Origin of the sequence: Flavobacterium beibuense F44-8, from assembly GCF_000769915.1 — a bacterium.
Classification (GTDB): domain Bacteria; phylum Bacteroidota; class Bacteroidia; order Flavobacteriales; family Flavobacteriaceae; genus Flavobacterium; species Flavobacterium beibuense.
In genome coordinates, this window is record NZ_JRLV01000001.1 from 99,339 (window position 1) to 116,805 (window position 17,467).

The window sequence follows — 17,467 nt, forward strand, 5'->3', positions numbered from 1 at the left end:
GACTTATACAATGTCAAGAATAGGTAAAAATCCAATTGCAATACCGTCTGGAGTAACAGTTGATGTTAAAGATGGCGTTATTACAGTAAAAGGAAAAAAAGGAGAACTTACTCAGGATTTTACAGATGTTACTGTAAAAGTTGAGGAAGGACAGGTAATTGTTGAAAGATCTTCTGACAACAAGAACGACAGATCTAAGCATGGTTTATACAGAGCCCTGATTAATAATATGATTATTGGTGTATCTGAAGGCTTTACTAAGTCGCTAGAGTTGGTAGGTGTAGGTTACAGAGCTTCTAACCAGGGTAATAAACTTGATATCGCTCTAGGTTTTTCACACAACATCGTTTTAGACGTTGTTTCTGAAGTAACAGTAGAGACTGTATCTGAGAAAGGTAAAAACCCAATCATTAAGTTATCTTCTCATGACAAACAACTTTTAGGTCAGGTTGCAGCAAAAATCAGATCTTTCCGTAAGCCAGAACCTTACAAAGGAAAAGGAGTTAAGTTTGTAGGTGAAGAACTAAGAAGAAAAGCAGGTAAATCAGCTTAAAAATTAAGACTATGTCATTAACAAAATCTGAAAGAAGACAACGAATTAAGTTCAGAATCAGAAAGATTGTAAGCGGAACTGCTGCTCAACCAAGACTTTCTGTTTTTAGAAGCAATAAAGAAATCTATGCTCAAATCATAGATGATGTGAACGGTGTTACTCTAGTTTCTGCATCTTCAAGAGAGAATGAAATAACTAAAGGTACTAACATTGAGACTGCTGCAGCTGTAGGTAAACTTGTTGCAGAGAGAGCTTTAAAAGCTGGTATTGAAACCATCACTTTTGACAGAGGTGGGTACCTTTACCACGGACGTGTTAAATCATTAGCTGAAGGCGCTAGAGAGGCCGGACTAAAATTCTAAGAAAATTATGTATCATAATTATAAAAACGTAGAACTAGTAAAACCAGGCGGACTTGAATTAAAGGATCGTTTGGTAAGTGTTAATCGTGTTACTAAAGTTACAAAAGGTGGTAGAGCTTTCGGTTTTTCTGCTATTGTAGTTGTAGGAGACGAGAACGGAGTAGTAGGCCACGGTCTTGGAAAATCTAAAGACGTATCTGAAGCTATCGCTAAGGCAGTAGAAGATGCTAAAAAGAATCTTGTTAGAATCCCTCTATCAAGCCAAACTGTACCTCACGAACAAAAAGGTAAATTTGGTGGTGCACGTGTACTACTAATGCCTGCTTCACACGGTACCGGAGTAATTGCCGGTGGTGCTGTGCGTTCGGTTCTTGAATCTGTAGGTATTCACGATGTATTATCAAAATCTCAAGGTTCATCTAATCCTCACAACGTGGTAAAAGCAACTTTTGATGCTTTATTACAAATGAGAAGCGCAGCTACTGTAGCTAAGCAAAGAGGTGTATCTTTAGAAAAAGTATTTAAAGGTTAATTCAAGGAAATCATGGCGAAAATATTAGTAAAACAAGTACGAAGCAAAATCAACTGTCCTCTTAACCAAAAGAGAACACTTGAGGCTTTAGGTCTTAGAAAAATGGGACAAGTTGTTGAACACGATGCAACTTCTGCTATCCTTGGAATGGTAAACAAAGTTAAACACTTAGTTTCTGTAGAAGAGACTAAATAACAATAACACACTGTTATGGATTTAAGTAACTTACAACCGGCTGAAGGTTCAGTTCACAATAAGAACAAAAGAGTAGGTAGAGGAGAAGGTTCAGGAAAAGGTGGTACTGCTGCACGTGGTCACAAAGGAGCTAAATCTCGTTCTGGTTATTCTAAGAAGATAGGTTTTGAAGGTGGTCAAATGCCATTACAGCGTCGTGTTCCTAAGTTTGGTTTTAAAAACATCAACCGTAAGGAATATGCTGGCGTAAACCTAGATACGCTTCAGGCTCTTGTAGATAACGGAATCGTTACAGATACTGTAGATTTTACAGTACTTGTAGAGAGCCGCTTAGCTACAAAAAATGAACAGGTAAAGATTTTAGGAAGAGGAGAGCTTAAAGCAAAACTAAAAGTAACTGCTCACAAATTTACGGCTACCGCAAAAGCTGCTATCGAAGCTGCTGGAGGTGAAGCTGTAACTTTATAATCTTTTATAGTCACATGAAAAAATTTATAGAAGCGTTTGTCAATGTTTGGAAAATAGAAGAACTAAAAAACAGAATTTTAGTTACTCTAGGATTATTACTTGTTTACCGTTTTGGTGCTCACGTAACATTACCGGGTATTGATGCTACAAAATTAAATGGCTTAACTAATCAGGCCCAGAATGGTATTGGATGGCTTATTGATGTATTTACAGGTGGTGCGTTCTCGCAGGCGTCTGTATTTGCTTTAGGTATCATGCCTTATATCTCTGCGTCTATCGTTGTCCAGTTAATGGGAATCGCAGTTCCTTACCTTCAAAAGTTACAAAAAGAAGGTGAGAGCGGCAGAAAGAGAATCAATCAGATTACCCGTTGGCTAACAATATTAATCACTTTAGTTCAAGGTCCTGGTTACATCTATAACCTGTACAGAACTTTGCCTAGAGAAGCTTTTTTGATAAGTTCAGACTCTGTTCCTTTCATTTTCTCTTCTGTGGTTATCTTAACTACAGGTACAATTTTTGCAATGTGGCTAGGTGAAAAAATTACCGACAAAGGTATTGGTAACGGAATTTCACTGTTAATTCTTGTTGGTATTATCGCAAGAATGCCTCAGGCTTTTGTTCAGGAGTTCACATCTCGTGTATCTGAGAACAACGGAGGTCCAATGCTTTTGGTTTTTGAGGTAGTAGTATGGTTGTTAATTATTATAGCTTCTGTTCTGCTTGTTATGGCAGTAAGAAAAATACCTGTGCAGTATGCTCGACGTACTGCCACAGGAGATTTCGAACAGGATATTGCAGGTGGTAACAGGCAATGGATTCCTTTAAAGCTTAACGCTGCGGGAGTTATGCCGATTATCTTTGCTCAGGCTATCATGTTTATACCGGCAGCACTAGCAGGTCTTTCTGAGGCTGACGCTGCTAAAACAATTACTGCTCAATTCCAAAATGTGTTCGGTTTAGCGTATAATATAGTTTTTGCACTATTAATTATAATTTTTACGTACTTTTACACCGCGATTACAGTACCTACTAATAAAATGGCGGATGACCTTAAGAGGAGTGGAGGATTTATACCAGGTGTTAGACCGGGTGTTGAAACTTCAGATTACCTAGACAAAATCATGTCTTTAATCACATTCCCGGGTTCATTATTCCTTGCAATTATTGCCGTGTTCCCGGCAATTGTAGTGAGCTTAATGAATATCCAGTCACAGTGGGCTTTGTTCTATGGCGGAACATCGCTGTTAATCATGGTTGGGGTTGCAATAGATACTATCCAGCAAATCAACTCATATCTGTTAAACAGACATTATGACGGTTTGATGAAAAGTGGTAAGAATAGAAAAGCGGTAGCTTAATAATTTTTATGGCAAAACAAGCAGCAATAGAACAAGACGGATCAATTATAGAGGCATTGTCAAATGCCATGTTCCGTGTAGAATTAGAAAACGGGCATGTTGTAATTGCTCACATTTCCGGTAAAATGCGTATGCACTACATTAAGTTGTTACCTGGTGATAAGGTAAAGCTGGAAATGAGCCCTTATGATTTGTCTAAAGCAAGAATTACTTATAGATACTAAAGCTATTAAAATGAAAGTAAGAGCATCAGTAAAGAAAAGAAGTGCCGAGTGCATCATTGTGCGTAGAAAAGGCAGATTATACGTGATTAATAAAAAGAATCCTAGATTTAAACAAAGACAAGGATAATTATGGCAAGAATTGCAGGGGTAGATATACCTAAAAACAAAAGAGGAGTTATTGCTTTAACTTATATCTTTGGTATTGGTAGAAGCAGAGCTAAAGAGATTCTGGAAAAAGCTCAGGTAAGCGAAGATAAAAAAGTACAGGATTGGAATGATGACGAGATCGGTAGCATTCGTGAGGCCGTTTCTTACTTCAAAATTGAAGGTGAACTTCGTTCTGAAATCCAACTTAACATTAAGCGTTTAATGGACATCGGATGCTACAGAGGTATCCGTCACAGAGTTGGTCTTCCATTAAGAGGTCAGCGTACCAAGAATAACTCTAGAACAAGAAAAGGTAAGAGAAAAACTGTTGCTAACAAGAAAAAAGCAACTAAATAATAAGTAGTAGTATGGCTAAAGCGAATACAAAAAAACGTAAAGTTGTTGTTGAGTCAACAGGCGAAGCTCATATTAGTGCAACTTTTAACAACATCATCATCTCTTTAACTAACAAGAAAGGTGAAGTTATTTCATGGTCATCTGCAGGTAAGATGGGCTTCAGAGGTTCTAAAAAGAACACTCCATATGCAGCTCAAATGGCAGCAGAAGATTGCTCAAAAGTTGCTCTTGAGGCAGGTCTTAAAAAAGTAAAAGTTTACGTTAAAGGTCCTGGAAACGGTAGAGAGTCTGCTATCAGATCACTACACAATGGTGGTATTGAGGTTACAGAAATTATCGACGTAACTCCACTACCTCACAATGGATGCCGTCCTCCTAAGAGAAGAAGAGTTTAATTTATTATAACTAGAGTATAACCAAACAGGAATACGGATTATCGGAGGAGGAGACCTGAATTCATAATCCCCTGTTTAATTATTTTTTAAAATGGCAAGATATACTGGTCCTAAAACTAAAATCGCCCGTAAATTTGGTGAGGCGATCTTCGGAGATGACAAGTCTTTCGAAAAAAGAAATTACCCTCCAGGGCAACATGGTTTAGCTAAAAAGAGAGGTAAAAAATCTGAATATGCAATCCAGTTAATGGAAAAGCAAAAAGCTAAGTACACTTACGGTGTTCTTGAAAAGCAATTCAGAAACCTATATGAAAAGGCAGCTGCTACTAAAGGAGTAACAGGTGAAGTGCTTTTACAACTTTGTGAAGCTAGATTAGATAACGTAGTATTCAGAATGGGTATTGCTCCTTCTAGAAGAGCTGCAAGACAAATCGTTTCACACAGACACGTTACTGTAAACGGTGAAGTTGTTAACATTCCTTCTTACCACCTTAAGCCAGGAGATAAAGTTGCTGTTCGTGAGAAATCAAAATCTCTAGAGGCTATCGATCGTTCTTTATCAAACTCTGCTCATGTTTACGAGTGGATTACTTGGAACAACGATACTAAAGAAGGTACTTTTGTTTCAGTACCTGCAAGGATACAAATTCCTGAAAACATCAAAGAACAACTAATCGTTGAGTTGTATAACAAATAAAAATTGACATCAGTCGAAATATGGCAATATTTAATTTTCAAAAGCCCGATAAAGTTATCATGATCGATTCTACCGATTTCCAAGGTAAATTTGAATTCAGACCTTTGGAACCGGGATATGGATTGACTGTTGGTAACGCATTAAGAAGAGTTTTGCTTTCTTCTCTTGAAGGTTACGCAATTACTTCTGTTCGTATCGAAGGAGTTGACCATGAGTTCTCTACAATAGCTGGTGTTGTTGAAGATGTTACTGAGATAATCCTTAACTTAAAACAAGTTCGTTTTAAGCGTCAGATTGACGACATCGATAACGAATCTGTTACTGTATCAGTAACAGGTAAAGATCAGCTAACAGCTGGTGATTTCCAGAAATTTATTTCAGGATTCCAGGTGTTAAACCCTGAGCTTGTTATCTGTAACATGGACAGCAAAATAAACATCAACCTTGAACTTACTATCGAGAAAGGTAGAGGTTATGTGCCTGCAGAAGAGAACAAGAAGCAAAACGCAGCTATAGGAACTATTTTTACAGACTCTATCTTTACTCCGGTAAAGAATGTTAAGTATACAATAGAGAACTTCCGTGTTGAGCAAAAAACCGACTACGAAAAACTGGTTTTTGAAATTATCACCGATGGTTCAATTCATCCTAAAGATGCTCTTACAGAAGCAGCTAAAACGTTAATACACCACTTTATGCTGTTCTCTGATGAAAGAATTACACTTGAGGCCGATGAAATAGCTCAAACAGAATCTTATGATGAAGAATCTCTTCACATGAGACAACTGCTTAAAACTAAGCTGGTTGATATGGATCTTTCTGTAAGGGCATTAAATTGTTTGAAAGCGGCTGAAGTTGATACATTAGGAGACTTAGTATCGTTTAATAAAAATGACTTAATGAAGTTCCGTAACTTTGGTAAAAAATCTTTGACCGAGCTTGATGAGCTTGTTGCTTCTAAGAATTTACACTTCGGGATGGATTTAACGAAATATAAATTAGATAAAGAATAATCTGGGCCGTAAAGGTTTTAATTACAGACAGCAATGAGACACGGAAAAAAAGTAAATCATTTAAGCAGGCAAGCTGGCCATAGAAAGTCTATGCTAGCTAACATGGCTTGCTCCCTTATAGAGCACAAGCGTATCAATACGACTGTTGCTAAGGCGAAAGCCCTTAAGCAGTTTGTTGAGCCTCTTGTAACAAAGTCTAAAGAAGATACAACTCACAACAGACGTATCGTTTTCTCTTACCTGAGAAACAAATATGCAGTTACTGAGCTTTTCAGAGAAGTTTCTGCTAAAGTTGGTGATCGTCCGGGTGGATATACTCGTATCATTAAACTTGGTAACCGTCTTGGTGATAACGCTGATATGGCAATGATCGAGTTTGTAGACTTTAACGAACTGTACAACGCTGCTAAGAAAGAAGCTAAGAAAACTACTCGTAGAGGTAGAACTAAAAAAGCTGCTACTACTGCTGAAGCTCCTGCGGCTGAAGCTCCTGCTGTTGATACAGAAGAAAACAAAGAAGCTACTGAATAATCATGGTAAAACTGATTTTTCAATAATATTAAAAAGGATAAACTTTATAGTTTGTCCTTTTTTTTTGACCTGATCAACCCGGTTTTTTAAAGCAATTGATTAGGAAATTTTAGAAAGATAATTTTTTGAAGTAACTTTGCACGCAATACAGCAACAAACATTTATAAATGAAATATTCAAATCGTAACAAAGCCATACTTTTATTAGCAGATGGTACTGTTTTTTATGGTAAATCTATAGGGATTGAAGGAACAGTTTTTGGTGAGGTATGTTTTAATACCGGTATGACCGGTTACCAGGAAATTTTTACAGACCCTTCTTATTTTGGTCAAATTATGGTGGCGTCTAACGCTCACATTGGTAACTACGGTACTAATGAAGAGGATGTAGAGGCTGATCGTGTAATGATTTCGGGTCTGGTTTGTAAAAACTTTAGCTTTAACCATTCGAGAGTTAATTCTACAGAAGGACTTAAAGAGTATTTTGAAAAGAATAACCTTGTAACTATATCTGATGTAGATACAAGAGCACTTGTGAGCTATATACGTGATAACGGTGCTATGAATGCCGCTATCTCTACAGACGGTACTTCTTTAGAGGAACTTAAAGAACAACTTGCAGCTGTACCAAACATGGACGGACTAGAGCTTTCTTCTAAAGTGTCTACTAAAGAGCCTTACTTTGTGGGTAACCCTGAGGCTAAATATAAAGTATCTGCACTTGACCTTGGTATTAAGAAAAACATTCTTAGAAACCTTGTTAAGAGAGACTGTTATGTAAAAGTGTTTCCATACAACTCTACATACGAAGATTTAAAATCGTTTAATCCTGACGGGTACTTCCTGTCAAACGGTCCTGGTGACCCGGCTCCGCTAACAGGTGCTCAGGAAGTAGCTAAAAATATTCTTGAAGAGAACCAACCGGTGTTTGGTATCTGTTTAGGGCATCAGGTTTTAGCTTTGGCAAACGGTATTGCTACTTATAAAATGTTTAACGGTCACAGGGGTATTAACCACCCAGTAAGAAACATTCTTACAGGTAAAGGTGAAATCACTTCTCAAAACCACGGTTTTGCTGTAGTGAGAGAAGATCTTGAAAAGAATCCTGAGTTTGAACTTACACACGAGCATATTAACGATGGCACTGTGGCAGGTATGAGAATGAAAAACAAAAACTGTTTCTCTGTACAATACCACCCAGAAGCAAGCCCTGGTCCGCACGATGCATCTTATCTGTTCGATCAGTTTATTGAGAATATAGAAAAAGCTAAAAATTAAATTTTAAACGCTTTTTTCTAACAAATAATGAATTTGGGCTAATATTTATTAGCCCAAATTCTGTTTATAGAGGTTTTGTAAATGAAATTTACGTTAAGATGCAGAAACTAAAACGATTGCGTTTATAAGTTTTTAAAAATAAGGCCTTTTCATTTTTCAAAATGTTTAAATTTGTTTGGTTAACTAAGAAAATAACAAACTAAAAACTATATAATGAGTATTATTATTAAAGTACACGCTAGGCAAATACTGGATTCTCGAGGAAATCCTACAGTAGAAGTTGATGTAATTACAGAAAATGGTATTCTTGGTAGGGCAGCTGTTCCTTCAGGAGCTTCTACAGGAGAGCACGAGGCAGTAGAGTTGCGTGATGGCGGTAAGTCTTATATGGGTAAAGGCGTGCTTAAAGCCGTTGAGAATGTAAATACAAAACTTGCAGGTGAGATAGTTGGGATGTCTGTTTTTGAACAAAACTCTATAGACAAATCCATGATTGAGCTTGATGGTACTGCTAATAAATCAAACTTAGGAGCTAACGCTATTCTTGGTGTGTCTCTTGCGGTGGCAAAAGCTGCAGCAAACGAACTGGGTATGCCGTTATACAGATATGTGGGAGGTGTTTCTGCTAATACACTTCCTGTTCCAATGATGAACATCATTAACGGAGGTTCACATTCAGATGCTCCTATTGCTTTCCAGGAGTTTATGATTATGCCTGTAAAAGCAAACAACTTTACTCATGCAATGCAAATAGGTACAGAGGTTTTCCATAACCTTAAAAAAGTACTTCATGACAGAGGTTTAAGTACTGCTGTTGGTGATGAGGGTGGTTTTGCTCCAAATCTTGCAGGTGGTACTGAGGATGCTCTTGATACAATTAAGAAAGCTGTAGAGAATGCAGGTTACAAGTTTGGTGACGAAGTAATGATTGCTCTTGACTGTGCAGCATCTGAGTTCTATGTAAACGGTAAATATGACTATAGTAAATTTGAAGGTGCCGAAGGTAAAGTGAGAACTTCTCAGGAGCAGGCAGATTACCTTGCAGAACTTGCAGGTAAATACCCTATCATCTCAATTGAAGATGGTATGTATGAGGATGACTGGGAGGGTTGGAAATACCTTACAGAGAAAATAGGTGATAAAGTTCAGCTTGTTGGTGACGATTTATATGTTACAAACGTAGAGCGTTTATCAAGAGGTATTGAGCAGGGTATTGCTAACTCAATCCTTATTAAAGTAAACCAAATTGGTACACTTACAGAAACTATCGCAGCTGTGAATATGGCTCACAATGCAGGGTATACATCTGTAATGTCTCACCGTTCGGGAGAAACTGAAGATAATACTATCGCTGATTTAGCTGTTGCGCTTAACTGCGGACAGATTAAAACAGGTTCTGCCTCACGTAGTGACCGTATGGCGAAGTATAACCAGCTTCTTAGAATTGAAGAAGAACTTGCCGAAGTGGCTTACTTCCCTAAAGAAAGAGCTTTTAAAGTTAAAAGATAATACAATAAGCTTACTTAAGCTTTGCTTGTGCAAAAGCGCCTTCGTATTTACGGAGGCGCTTTTTTTATTCGATTAATACAAATTCTAAATCAAAAGCTTCAAATACTCATCTGCTGTCAATAAATCAAATTGAAATCATAAATTTGTTAATGACAATTAATGTGTTGCATATGAAGTTTTTAAAAACCCTTGCCGTAATAGCCTTATTTCTGTTTAACTGTACTGCTTTTTCCCAAAACAGGGTGCTGGATAGTCTGTTAAATCAGTTAGATAAAGCTTCTACAGACAAAAAGAAGGCAGAACTGCTTAATGCAGTGTCGTCAGAATATGTAGAAAACAATCCGGAATTGATGATGCAGTATGCTCAAAAGGCATTAAAGCTTTCTAAGCAGAAAAACTTCAGGAAAGATGAAGGGGAGGCCTGGTTTAACTTAGGTAATGCAAATATTATGCTGAGCAGGTATACCGAAGCTTTGAAGAGCTTTACCAATGCTCAGGATATTTTTGAACAACTCTTGCCTGAATCAGCAGATAAAAAAGATGAAATAAAGGCAAATTTGGCTAAAACCTACGGGAGTATAGGTATAGTTTGTTCAGAACAAAATAATTATGCAGGTTCGCTCGAATATTATTTTAAAGCGCTTAAACTTTATAAGGAAGCAAAGCAACAGGAAATAGTATTAAGGTTGTATAACAATATAGGTATTGTTTATAAAGCCCAAAAGGAATATGATAAAGCTTTGGAATACTTTAATAAAGCACTTGCCATACAAAAAGAAATTAGCGATAGTACTAGTGCAATAACCATTACTAATATCGGTAATATTTATCTTCTTGAAAACAAACCTGAAGAAGCATTGGCTTCTTTCCAGGAGGCTTTAACGATATTTAATGATCACGAAAACAAAAGAGGTCTGGGAGAGCTATACAATGCTATGGGGCAGTATTATGAGAAGACGGGTATGTATGTAAGGGCTGAGGAAAATTATTATAAAGGACTGAATGTTTTTGAGGATGTAAGCGAGAAATATGGCGCGTCTGCATCGCTGGCCTATCTTGGTGATCTTTATGCGAAACAGGGTAATGATGCTAAGGCGCTGGAGTATTTAGGGAAATCATCTGTCTATGCAGAAGAAATAGGGGTGCTTGAGCAGATAAAATCGTCTGAAAAGAGTATAAGCGAACTGTATGAGAAAAAAGGTGATTATAAGCAGGCTCTGATTCACTATAAGAAATTTGAAAAGGCTAAGGATAGTATTAATAATGCCGAGAATATTAAAAACATGGTTCGAGAAGAAATGAACTATGAAATGGAACGCAAGGCCGAAATGCAAAAGGCTGAGGCCGATAAAAAGCAGGCGATTTATAATGAGGAAGTAAAACGCCATAACCAACAGATGTTCTTTGTGGTGCTGTTTATCCTGTTACTTTTCGGAATAGTCTTTTTAGTGTCTAACAGGCGTCAGCTAAAAAAAACACTTACACTTCAAAAGGAACTGGCAGAGTATGAGCAAAAGGCACTCCATTTGCAAATGAATCCGCATTTTGTATTTAACTGTTTAGGTTCTATATCCAGTTTCATTGTGCAAAACGGTACTGATTCAGCGATAAAGTATCTATCCAAGTTCTCTAAATTAATGCGCCTTACACTGGAGTACTCTAAAGAATCACTGATTCCGATTGATAATGAGATTGAAGGGTTACGTAATTATCTCGAACTGGAGCAGCTTAGGTTTAACAACCTCTTTGAGTTTACTATAACAAAAGATCCCGATATTGAAGATGATATGGCTATTCCGCCATTATTGTTGCAGCCGTTTGTGGAAAATGCTATTTTGCATGGTCTGGTTCCTAAAAAGGAAAAGGGTGTTATAAAGGTTGATTTTGCTTTAGATGGAGAAAAGCTCATTTGTACGGTTACCGATAACGGTATTGGCTTTACCAAATCGAAAGAAATGAAAGTCAATTCGGTTACAGTACATAAGTCAATGGCTTTGGAGATAACCCGTAAAAGGCTGGAAGTAATTCAGGCATTTACCTCAAAAACCTCAAAGGTTGAAATTCAGGATATGATGACAAGCGAAGGACAATCAGGAGGGACAAGGATAGTTTTAAATTTACCAATACAGTACGCAACTAACTAATATGATAACAGCTTTACTAATAGATGACGACAGTAATTTAAGAAACGGTATGAAAGGACTATTGTCCCTTTATGCTCCGGATATAGAAATAGTAGGTGAGGCCGATAGTGTGAAAACAGGTATTAGTGCCATTGAATACCATCAGCCCAATGTGGTGTTTCTGGATATTTTACTGGGTGACGGAACCGGTTTTGATATACTGGAACAGGTAATGCAGCGAAAAGGTAGGTTGTCCTGTCATGTGGTGTTTATTACGGCACACGAACAGTATGCAGTAAAGGCATTCCGTTTTAGTGCTCTGGATTATTTGCTTAAACCGGTAGATCCCGAAGATTTAAATAATGTGGTCGATAAGATAAAAAAGACACTGTCGGCATCTGATAATTATGCGCATATTGACCTGTTGCTGGAGAATATAAGCAAGAAGGTGGATAAGTTTAAAAGGATAGCGCTTTCTACTTCCGACGGAATTCATCTTTTTGAGGTAAAGGATATCATTCGTTGTGAATCGCAGGATAATTATACTAAGTTTTATATAAAAGACAGTAAGCCTATACTGATAGCTAAAACGCTTAAGGAGTATGAAGATTTATTGTCTGAACACGGTTTTGAACGTATACATCAGTCGCATTTAATAAACCTGGCTTATTTAAAATCATATATCAAGAAAGACGGAGGTTATGCTGTTATGGCTGATAATAGCCATTTGCCAATCAGTCAGCGTAAAAAAGAACGCCTGCAGGAGCTATTAAAGTCAATGTAGAGACGAATTCTAACTGGGAGTTAGCAAATTCTAAACGACCGGTGTGCTGAGAAACAGAATAAAATATATTTGAAAAACCGATTAACCACACACATAAACTAACATGAAAAAGAAACTACTTTACTTATTACTCTTGTTTTCGGGTATTGCCAGTGCCCAGATAGTGAATATACCCGATGCTAATTTTAAGAATAAACTACTATCGGCAAATACAACTAATAATATAGCTAAGGATGAGAATGGTGTTGCAATTAAAATAGACCAGAATAATGATTATGAAATCCAGGAAAGTGAAGCGCTTCTGGTTTGGGAATTAAGCTTGTTTAGTGCAGGAATGGCAGATGCTACGGGTTTGGAATATTTCACTAATTTGAGAAGTTTAGAGTGTGCCAATAATAGCGATCTTGTTTATTTAGACTTGTCGAGTTTAATTAATTTAGAAGATTTTAATTGTGATGGAGGGACCGGTCTAGGGTTTTTAAGTTTTTCAGGTTTGTTCAATCTTCAAACAGTATATATTTCAGATACCAATCTTGAGACTATTGATCTTACAGGTGTAACAGGAGTGCAGGAATTTGAGTTAGAAGGTGTTCCTGTAACAAGTTTAGATTTTTCTGACATGATAAATCTATATAGCTTGGCTCTTTCAGGTACAGAATTGGTTAATCTTGATTTAGGTGACGCGCCGTTGGTGACATATATTAATTTATCATATAATGATGTGTTAGAAACAATTAGTATAAAGAATGGAGCTATTATTCCCAGTCCGTCAAATATTCACATAAATAACAATAACCCACAGCTTAATTTTATTTGTATTGATGAAGATGAATTATCACAAATTGAATTGGTTGACGGTATAGAGAATATTGTTGTGAGTACGTACTGCACTTTTACGCCCGGAGGTGATTATAATACTATAACCGGTACAGCTGTTTTTGATGCTGATAGTGATGGTTGTGGTCCGGAAGATTTTCCTTACCCTTTTGTGAAATTGAGTATTAATGATGGTGTTGAAGGTGGTTATACTTTTACAGGTGTAAACGGGGAGTATAGTTTTTATACTCAGGATGGTAATTTTACAGTGGTTCCTGAGTTTGAGGATAACTGGTTTACGGTAACTCCTGCTTATGTAAACTTTCCTGTTGTAGATAATTCGGTTTCAGTTCAAAACTTTTGTATAGAGCCAAATGGGGTTCACAACGATGTAGAGGTGGTTATGGTTCCTATAACTCCGGCAAGACCGGGATTTGATGCTATTTATAAAATAGTGTATAAAAACAAAGGTAATCAGGTTGTATCGGGTACTGTGGGGTGTGAATGGGATTATGAAACACTTACACCACTTGTTTTAAATCCGATGGCCGATGATATAGCTCCGGGGGTTTATGGATGGAATTATACAAACCTGCAGCCTTTTGAGAACAGGGAGATATTAATGACCTTACATGTAAACAGTCCGACAGATACACCTGCTGTTAATATTGATGATGTATTGCCATTTACAGCAAATATAGACGGAGGTACAGATGAAAACCCTAATAATAACCAATATATATTTAATCAAACTGTTGTAGGCTCCTTTGATCCTAATAATATCATTTGTATTGAAGGAGAAACATTACCTTCAAACGCAATAGGTGACTATTTGCATTATGTGGTTAATTTTGAGAATACAGGTACAGCTCCCGCATCTTTTGTGGTTGTGAAACATGTTATAAATGAAGCTGATTTTGATATTAATTCAATTCAGATTTTAAACAGCTCGCATCAGGTAGAAGCCAGGATTCAGGATAATGTTATTGAATTTATATTTGATAATATAAACCTTAATGCTGCCGATCATGGTAATATACTGTTCAAACTAAAATCGAAACAGGATTTACAGGAAGGCGATAATGTAATGAATGAAGCCGGTATTTATTTTGATTATAATCTTCCGGTAGCGACTAATCAGGCGGTAACTGAGTTTGAGGATATAATGGGACTGGACGACTTTATAAAAGATAATTCAATTAAGGTGTATCCTAATCCGGCAAAAGATGTGTTGAGTGTTAAGGGAGATGTAAATCTGCGCTCTGTGAGTCTGTATGATATTCAGGGAAGGTTGTTACAGACAGTAATGCCAAACGACGTTCAGGTTACTATAGATATCGCAATGAGAGCCAAAGGTATTTACTTCCTTAAAGTAACTTCTGATAAAGGGGTTAAGGTTGAAAAAGTGATAAAAGAATAAACGATAAAAGTAAACTTCATGTTGAGAGGTCGGTGTTTTTTAAATGCCGGCCTTTTATTTCTTGTTTCTGATAAAAGCGAACTTTCAGATAATTAATGGTTTAGTGTTATTTGGATAATTAAAAAATAGATTTTTAACACTAAAAACGGTATTAATATTGCATATTTTTCAATATTGTTAGCTTCAAACTAATAACTTTTGTTTTTTATCTGCAGATTTAACGATTTTAATAAGTAATTTACTTCCTAAATAAATTGTAATTTATTAAATTCGCAGGAATATAATTTTACAAACAAAAATAAACTCAAATAACATCATGTCAAATATCGCTATATTGGAAATTGATGGCAAAAAATATGAGTTTCCGGTAATCGTGGGAACTGAAAATGAAGTAGCTATCGATATTAATAAACTTAGGGGCGAAACCGGCGCCATAACTATAGATCCGGGGTATAAAAACTCAGGTTCATGTACAAGTAATATCACTTTTTTAGATGGTGAACAGGGAATATTACGTTACAGAGGTTACTCAATTGAGGATCTTGCCGAAAAGTCTAATTTTTTGGAAGTAGCCTACCTTTTAATTTTCGGAGAACTTCCTACTGCTGCTCAGATAGAGAAATTTGAGAATGACATAAGAAAATACACGCTTGTTAATGAGGAAATGAAAAACATCATTGATGGTTTCCCAAGAACAGCTCACCCAATGGGAGTGTTAGCATCTTTAACAAGTGCGCTTACTGCATTTAACCCTAAATCAGTTAATGTAGATAACGAAAAAGAAATGTATGAGGCAGTATGTAAAACTATGGCTAAGTTCCTGGTTATTGCTACATGGACATACAGAAAAAATATGGGTTATCCGTTAAACTACTACGATAACACTAAAGGGTATGTAGAGAACTTTATGCGTTTAATGTTTGAGCTTCCTACAGGTCCTTATAAAATGAATCCTGTTGTGGTTAATGCGCTTGATAAGCTATTTATCCTTCACGCTGATCACGAACAAAACTGCTCTACATCTACAGTAAGAATGGTAGGTTCGTCACACGCAGGTTTATTTGCTTCAATTTCTTCGGGTGTATCTGCACTTTGGGGACCACTTCACGGTGGTGCTAACCAGGCAGTACTTGAAATGCTTGAGGCTATCCAGAAAGACGGTGGAGATGTTGAGAAATTCCTTGCTAAGGCAAAAGATAAAAACGATCCATTCCGTTTAATGGGCTTCGGTCACAGAGTTTATAAAAACTTTGACCCAAGAGCAAGAATCATCAAAAAAGCTGCAGATGAAGTTCTTGCAGATCTTGGTGTAGATGATCCGGTACTTGATATCGCTAAGAAATTAGAAAAAGCAGCTCTTGAAGATGAGTACTTCAAATCAAGAAACCTATATCCTAACGTAGATTTCTATTCAGGAATCATTTACAGGGCTATGGGTATACCTACAGAAATGTTTACAGTTCTTTTCGCAATCGGTCGTTTACCGGGTTGGATTGCTCAATGGAAAGAAATGAGAGTAAACAAAGAGCCTATCGGTCGTCCAAGACAGGTTTATACCGGAAGTCCGCTTAGAGATTTTACTGATATTAATAACAGGTAATCAATCCTGTATGATATATAAAAGTCCTGCATTGCAGGACTTTTTTGTTGGTATATTGTCAATTTGTAGTAAAATTAGATATGCTCTGTTGAAAAATTGATAATATTTAAACTAACATCGTGGTAAATGTTTATAATTAAGGGGCATTTTCTATATTTGCCAAAAAGCCAGAAACCATGTTGAATCTGAACATTAAAAACGAAACATCACGATTAAGGGCTGTAATATTAGGGACAGCTGTAAGTAACGGACCTACACCACAGGTACACGAAGCTTACGATCCTAAATCACTGGAGCATATACTTGCCGGTACTTATCCGGTAGAAGAGGATATGGTCAATGAAATGGAAGCCTTTAATGAAGTGTTTAAAAAGTATGACGTTAAGGTTTATAGACCTGAAATTATAGAGAACTACAACCAAATATTTAGTCGTGATATTGGGTTTGTTATTGAAGATGTATTTATAAAAGCCAATATACTACCTGATAGGGAGAGAGAGCTGGAAGCTATACAGTATGTGATAGACCAGATAGACCCTGCTAAAGTAGTGCGTCCTCCGGAAGAGGTTCATATTGAAGGGGGAGATGTTATGCCCTGGAACGATCATATATTTATAGGTACCTACAAGGGTAGCGATTATAAAGATTATATTACTGCCCGTACCAATATGCAGGGGGTAAATTACATAAAAGAGCTTTTCCCTAATAAAATAGTTAAGGAGTTTGATTTGGTTAAGTCTAAAATCGAACCAAGAGATAATGCACTTCACCTTGATTGTTGTTTCCAGCCTATTGGTACAGATAAAGGTATTATATACAAAAGCGGTTTCCGTGAAGAGGCAGATTATATGTATCTTGTTAACCTGTTTGGAAGAGAAAACCTTTTCCATATAGAAAGAGAGGAAATGTATAATATGAATTCTAACGTGTTTTCAATAGCTCCTGATGTTGTTGTGATTGAAAAGAACTTTACAAGACTAAAAAAATGGCTTCTTGAAAAAGGCTTTACAGTGGAAGAAGTTCCTTATGCCGAAATCGCAAAACAGGAAGGATTATTAAGATGTTCAACATTACCGCTTATAAGGGATTAATAATATCCGTAA

20 protein-coding genes are annotated in these 17,467 nt (G+C 36.7%); all 20 read left to right on the forward strand.

From position 1 onward, the window contains the following. The first annotated feature begins 10 nt into the window (after positions 1 to 10). Positions 11 to 553, forward strand: coding sequence for a 50S ribosomal protein L6 (gene rplF / locus Q763_RS00440; RefSeq protein WP_035129803.1), 543 nt, complete (start codon positions 11 to 13; stop codon positions 551 to 553). A gap of 11 nt (positions 554 to 564) precedes the next feature. Then, positions 565 to 915 (forward strand): 50S ribosomal protein L18, encoded by a 351-nt coding sequence (gene rplR / locus Q763_RS00445; protein ID WP_035129805.1) that lies wholly within the window; start codon positions 565 to 567, stop codon positions 913 to 915. Between the two features lie 7 nt (positions 916 to 922). Next, on the forward strand, positions 923 to 1,447 hold the full coding sequence (gene rpsE, locus Q763_RS00450) for a 30S ribosomal protein S5 (protein ID WP_035129808.1): 525 nt from the start codon (positions 923 to 925) through the stop codon (positions 1,445 to 1,447). Between the two features lie 12 nt (positions 1,448 to 1,459). Then, positions 1,460 to 1,642, forward strand: a complete 183-nt coding sequence (rpmD, locus tag Q763_RS00455) for a 50S ribosomal protein L30 (protein ID WP_035129810.1) — start codon at positions 1,460 to 1,462, stop codon at positions 1,640 to 1,642. A 15-nt stretch (positions 1,643 to 1,657) separates the two neighbouring features. Continuing rightward, positions 1,658 to 2,110 (forward strand): 50S ribosomal protein L15, encoded by a 453-nt coding sequence (gene rplO / locus Q763_RS00460; RefSeq protein WP_035129813.1) that lies wholly within the window; start codon positions 1,658 to 1,660, stop codon positions 2,108 to 2,110. A gap of 14 nt (positions 2,111 to 2,124) precedes the next feature. Beyond that, the gene (secY, locus tag Q763_RS00465) at positions 2,125 to 3,471 is read left to right on the forward strand and encodes a preprotein translocase subunit SecY (protein WP_035129816.1); all 1,347 of its coding nucleotides are present in this window, start codon (positions 2,125 to 2,127) and stop codon (positions 3,469 to 3,471) included. 8 nt (positions 3,472 to 3,479) lie between these two features. After that, positions 3,480 to 3,695: a translation initiation factor IF-1 gene (gene infA, locus Q763_RS00470; protein WP_035129818.1), complete on the forward strand. Its 216-nt coding sequence runs from the start codon at positions 3,480 to 3,482 to the stop codon at positions 3,693 to 3,695. A 10-nt stretch (positions 3,696 to 3,705) separates the two neighbouring features. Then, complete coding sequence (gene ykgO / locus Q763_RS17655) at positions 3,706 to 3,822, forward strand: type B 50S ribosomal protein L36 (protein ID WP_002987490.1); 117 nt, start codon at positions 3,706 to 3,708, stop codon at positions 3,820 to 3,822. Positions 3,823 to 3,824: 2 nt separating this feature from the next. After that, the gene (gene rpsM, locus Q763_RS00475; RefSeq protein ID WP_035129820.1) at positions 3,825 to 4,199 is read left to right on the forward strand and encodes a 30S ribosomal protein S13; all 375 of its coding nucleotides are present in this window, start codon (positions 3,825 to 3,827) and stop codon (positions 4,197 to 4,199) included. An 11-nt stretch (positions 4,200 to 4,210) separates the two neighbouring features. Beyond that, positions 4,211 to 4,594: a 30S ribosomal protein S11 gene (rpsK, locus tag Q763_RS00480; RefSeq protein WP_035129822.1), complete on the forward strand. Its 384-nt coding sequence runs from the start codon at positions 4,211 to 4,213 to the stop codon at positions 4,592 to 4,594. Between the two features lie 91 nt (positions 4,595 to 4,685). Beyond that, entirely contained in the window at positions 4,686 to 5,291 is a 606-nt protein-coding gene (rpsD, locus tag Q763_RS00485) for a 30S ribosomal protein S4 (protein ID WP_035129825.1), read from the forward strand. Between the two features lie 20 nt (positions 5,292 to 5,311). Beyond that, a complete protein-coding gene (locus Q763_RS00490) occupies positions 5,312 to 6,304 on the forward strand; it encodes a DNA-directed RNA polymerase subunit alpha (RefSeq protein ID WP_035129828.1) in 993 nt (330 codons plus the stop codon). 33 nt (positions 6,305 to 6,337) lie between these two features. Beyond that, positions 6,338 to 6,835: a 50S ribosomal protein L17 gene (gene rplQ / locus Q763_RS00495; protein WP_035129831.1), complete on the forward strand. Its 498-nt coding sequence runs from the start codon at positions 6,338 to 6,340 to the stop codon at positions 6,833 to 6,835. A gap of 167 nt (positions 6,836 to 7,002) precedes the next feature. Next, positions 7,003 to 8,112, forward strand: coding sequence for a glutamine-hydrolyzing carbamoyl-phosphate synthase small subunit (gene carA, locus Q763_RS00500; protein ID WP_035129833.1), 1,110 nt, complete (start codon positions 7,003 to 7,005; stop codon positions 8,110 to 8,112). Between the two features lie 213 nt (positions 8,113 to 8,325). Beyond that, complete coding sequence (gene eno / locus Q763_RS00505) at positions 8,326 to 9,621, forward strand: phosphopyruvate hydratase (protein ID WP_035129836.1); 1,296 nt, start codon at positions 8,326 to 8,328, stop codon at positions 9,619 to 9,621. 170 nt (positions 9,622 to 9,791) lie between these two features. Next, a complete protein-coding gene (locus tag Q763_RS00510) occupies positions 9,792 to 11,765 on the forward strand; it encodes a tetratricopeptide repeat-containing sensor histidine kinase (protein ID WP_035129838.1) in 1,974 nt (657 codons plus the stop codon). Between the two features lies 1 nt (position 11,766). Next, positions 11,767 to 12,528: a LytR/AlgR family response regulator transcription factor gene (locus tag Q763_RS00515; RefSeq protein ID WP_035129841.1), complete on the forward strand. Its 762-nt coding sequence runs from the start codon at positions 11,767 to 11,769 to the stop codon at positions 12,526 to 12,528. Positions 12,529 to 12,631: 103 nt separating this feature from the next. Continuing rightward, positions 12,632 to 14,764 carry a T9SS type A sorting domain-containing protein gene (locus Q763_RS00520; protein ID WP_035129844.1) on the forward strand — a complete coding sequence of 711 codons (2,133 nt, stop codon included), beginning with the start codon at positions 12,632 to 12,634 and terminating at the stop codon, positions 14,762 to 14,764. Between the two features lie 316 nt (positions 14,765 to 15,080). Beyond that, positions 15,081 to 16,364: a citrate synthase gene (locus tag Q763_RS00525; protein ID WP_035129847.1), complete on the forward strand. Its 1,284-nt coding sequence runs from the start codon at positions 15,081 to 15,083 to the stop codon at positions 16,362 to 16,364. Positions 16,365 to 16,540: 176 nt separating this feature from the next. After that, a complete protein-coding gene (locus tag Q763_RS00530; RefSeq protein ID WP_035129850.1) occupies positions 16,541 to 17,455 on the forward strand; it encodes a dimethylarginine dimethylaminohydrolase family protein in 915 nt (304 codons plus the stop codon). Positions 17,456 to 17,467 lie beyond the last annotated feature (12 nt).

What these genes read in the sequence shown, in the direction of transcription:
- rpsK (WP_035129822.1), top strand. Translation starts at nt 4,211, where the DNA reads ATGGCTAAAGCGAATACAAAAAAACGTAAAGTTGTTGTTGAGTCAACA.
- Q763_RS00510 (WP_035129838.1), top strand. Translation starts at nt 9,792, where the DNA reads ATGAAGTTTTTAAAAACCCTTGCCGTAATAGCCTTATTTCTGTTTAAC.
- rpsD (WP_035129825.1), top strand. Translation starts at nt 4,686, where the DNA reads ATGGCAAGATATACTGGTCCTAAAACTAAAATCGCCCGTAAATTTGGT.
- Q763_RS00525 (WP_035129847.1), top strand. Translation starts at nt 15,081, where the DNA reads ATGTCAAATATCGCTATATTGGAAATTGATGGCAAAAAATATGAGTTT.
- rplQ (WP_035129831.1), top strand. Translation starts at nt 6,338, where the DNA reads ATGAGACACGGAAAAAAAGTAAATCATTTAAGCAGGCAAGCTGGCCAT.
- rplF (WP_035129803.1), top strand. Translation starts at nt 11, where the DNA reads ATGTCAAGAATAGGTAAAAATCCAATTGCAATACCGTCTGGAGTAACA.
- rpsM (WP_035129820.1), top strand. Translation starts at nt 3,825, where the DNA reads ATGGCAAGAATTGCAGGGGTAGATATACCTAAAAACAAAAGAGGAGTT.
- Q763_RS00515 (WP_035129841.1), top strand. Translation starts at nt 11,767, where the DNA reads ATGATAACAGCTTTACTAATAGATGACGACAGTAATTTAAGAAACGGT.
- eno (WP_035129836.1), top strand. Translation starts at nt 8,326, where the DNA reads ATGAGTATTATTATTAAAGTACACGCTAGGCAAATACTGGATTCTCGA.
- rpsE (WP_035129808.1), top strand. Translation starts at nt 923, where the DNA reads ATGTATCATAATTATAAAAACGTAGAACTAGTAAAACCAGGCGGACTT.
- ykgO (WP_002987490.1), top strand. Translation starts at nt 3,706, where the DNA reads ATGAAAGTAAGAGCATCAGTAAAGAAAAGAAGTGCCGAGTGCATCATT.
- infA (WP_035129818.1), top strand. Translation starts at nt 3,480, where the DNA reads ATGGCAAAACAAGCAGCAATAGAACAAGACGGATCAATTATAGAGGCA.
- rplO (WP_035129813.1), top strand. Translation starts at nt 1,658, where the DNA reads ATGGATTTAAGTAACTTACAACCGGCTGAAGGTTCAGTTCACAATAAG.
- Q763_RS00490 (WP_035129828.1), top strand. Translation starts at nt 5,312, where the DNA reads ATGGCAATATTTAATTTTCAAAAGCCCGATAAAGTTATCATGATCGAT.
- carA (WP_035129833.1), top strand. Translation starts at nt 7,003, where the DNA reads ATGAAATATTCAAATCGTAACAAAGCCATACTTTTATTAGCAGATGGT.
- Q763_RS00520 (WP_035129844.1), top strand. Translation starts at nt 12,632, where the DNA reads ATGAAAAAGAAACTACTTTACTTATTACTCTTGTTTTCGGGTATTGCC.
- secY (WP_035129816.1), top strand. Translation starts at nt 2,125, where the DNA reads ATGAAAAAATTTATAGAAGCGTTTGTCAATGTTTGGAAAATAGAAGAA.
- rpmD (WP_035129810.1), top strand. Translation starts at nt 1,460, where the DNA reads ATGGCGAAAATATTAGTAAAACAAGTACGAAGCAAAATCAACTGTCCT.
- Q763_RS00530 (WP_035129850.1), top strand. Translation starts at nt 16,541, where the DNA reads ATGTTGAATCTGAACATTAAAAACGAAACATCACGATTAAGGGCTGTA.
- rplR (WP_035129805.1), top strand. Translation starts at nt 565, where the DNA reads ATGTCATTAACAAAATCTGAAAGAAGACAACGAATTAAGTTCAGAATC.